Source organism: Anaerobacillus sp. (assembly GCF_046314235.1).
Lineage (GTDB): Bacteria > Bacillota > Bacilli > Bacillales > Anaerobacillaceae > Anaerobacillus.
In genome coordinates this window covers 1-2,248 of sequence record NZ_JBKBWN010000050.1, presented here as the reverse complement: position 1 = coordinate 2,248, position 2,248 = coordinate 1, and the positions used below count along the sequence as shown (strand labels likewise).

Annotated in this window: 2 protein-coding genes; one reads left to right on the top strand and one right to left on the bottom strand. The window is 37.1% G+C overall.

From position 1 onward, the window contains the following. Window positions 1–120: 120 nt before the first annotated feature. A complete protein-coding gene (locus ACK4M9_RS22725; RefSeq protein WP_000246756.1) occupies window positions 121–366 on the bottom strand; it encodes a type II toxin-antitoxin system RelB/DinJ family antitoxin in 246 nt (81 codons plus the stop codon). Window positions 367–573: 207 nt separating this feature from the next. Between ACK4M9_RS22725 and ACK4M9_RS22720 the strand changes: the two genes are divergently transcribed. Beyond that, on the top strand, window positions 574–1,692 hold the full coding sequence (locus ACK4M9_RS22720) for a Fic family protein (RefSeq protein WP_171265303.1): 1,119 nt from the start codon (window positions 574–576) through the stop codon (window positions 1,690–1,692). The last annotated feature ends 556 nt before the right edge of the window (window positions 1,693–2,248 follow it).

Below are 2,248 nucleotides of genomic sequence, written 5' to 3'. Positions count from 1 at the left end.
AGCATATTCTTTGGAATATGTGGCTGCTCTATGACTTTGGCTAGTTTCTTCTTAAATTGATCTCGTATAGCAACAGGGAGTTTTTCCCATTCTGCTGTAAAGTCTTTGTGACGTAAAAGCTTATAAGTCATCTAATGTGACTTCCTCAAACATCTCTTTAGGGTCATTAATGCGCTTACGGACAAGAGCTAATAATTCTTCATCTTCTTCTGAAAGCAAAGCTTTTTTGACAGGTAGTTTCCCAGTCGTAGCAACATACTCAAGAATACTAGTAAAGAAATCTGTAGGTGCAATACCTTGTTCTTTAAGGATGGAATAGGATTTTTCTTTAAGGGCTTCATCGACCCTGAAGTTAACAGTAGCCATCATATCTCCCAGTTATTTAATGTGCTAAGAGTACTGTAATGCAAATTGCATTACAAGTCGTGTTATTCACCAATTAAAATGTAAGCCCCAAGTAGAACTGTTCTCGATAAATAATGAGCTAATTAACAGTACATATTCGGCTCACAATATGAGTCGAATTTGTGCTATATTTAACTCATCTTAAATTTTAGATGAGAGAGATTGAAAATGCAGAAATGGATTTGGCAAGCAGAAAACTGGACAAATTTCACATGGCAAGATTCAACTATCTTACCTAAAACCAGACAGATACATCAAAAAATAGGAATTCTTCTTGGACAAAGTCAGCATGATTTAGCGAAAGAACAATTCACTCTAGATACTCTACTTGCCAATCTCGTTGCTTCATCAGCAATTGAAAATGAAACCCTCAATGTTTTTTCATTGCGATCATCTTTAGCCCAACGCTTGGGTGTCACTCTTGAACAGCCTTATCCAAGCTCAGATCGATCAGAAGGTTTAGCCAATATCATGCTGGATGCGCTGAACGATGTTAAGCAACCACTGACTGTTGAGCGCCTCATGCAATGGCATCGTTGGCTTTTCAATGACCCCGACTGGACAATGCAACGTTTACGCATTGGTCAACTGAGGGGATCAGAGCCTATGCAGGTCGTTTCAGGTCGATTGGATTACCCTAAAGTACATTTTGAAGCACCGCCAAGAGAAGGCTTAGAAGAACGCTTACATACCTTCATAGCGTGGTTTAATCAGAGTCTGAATGATTCATTGCTTGATCCTCTGTTACGTGCAGGCATTACCCATTTATGGTTTGTTACCCTACATCCTTTTGATGATGGTAATGGCCGTATTACACGTATACTTACAGACCTTGCTCTAGCTCAAATGGATGAGCAAAGTATCCGTTTGTATGCAATGTCTACTGCGATATTAAATAAACGTAAAAGTTACTATGAGATATTAGAACAAACTCAAAAAAATGATTCTGATATCACAGATTGGCTGATTTGGTTTCTAGACACGTTGAATGAAAGCCTTGAAAAAACCTTAGCGCAGATCAGTCGAACATTGTTTAAAAGTCAATTTTGGCATAAATATTCAAATTTAGCCCTGGGTGAAGAACAACGTAAAGTTCTAAATCGTTTATTAGACGGTGGCGAAAATGGCTTTGAACATGGTATTAGTGCTTCGCAATATCAAAAGGTTGCTAAAGTCAGTAAGGCAACGGCTACTCGCCACTTATCAGACTTACTTGAGAAAGAATGTATCGTTAAATTAGAAGGTGGTGGACGTAGTACACGCTATCAGATCAATACCCAGTTATAGATATTCTAAGCAATAAAAAACCCCGGCATCCTGCCGGGGTTTTTCGTATTGGTTCGCTCGGTATAACTCCTGTCCTACCTTACAGTCCTTGTGCTTATCTATTGTTATTCTTATATGGAACTTCCTGTTCCCGATGAGTTCATAATAGTAAAATTCCAGTATTCCGGATAGCAGCAAAGAGCCGAGATTGATGTGAGCCAAAACGTACAAAATAGCCTAAATTTTATCCACAAAAAATGTGGATAGTTTTGGACATTGAAGCATTGATAAAATTTAAAAAATCTCAAAATCGACTACTTTTTAAACAAATTTATTGGCAAGAACTATCAAAACCGCTCATAAAAAAGCCGACTTGTTTCAAAATCGACTTTTTGCTGATTTCTTGGTCATGACTAAATTTTTAAATAATTGATATTTAAACTAATATACAAGTGTTGTTATTCACCAATTAAAATGTCTATGCGATAAACCATTTAAAATGTCCTGTTTTTAACCACAAGAGTCAAGCACAGGATTTAACTTTCTTTGTTCAATAACAGCTTTCTGAGCTTTACGA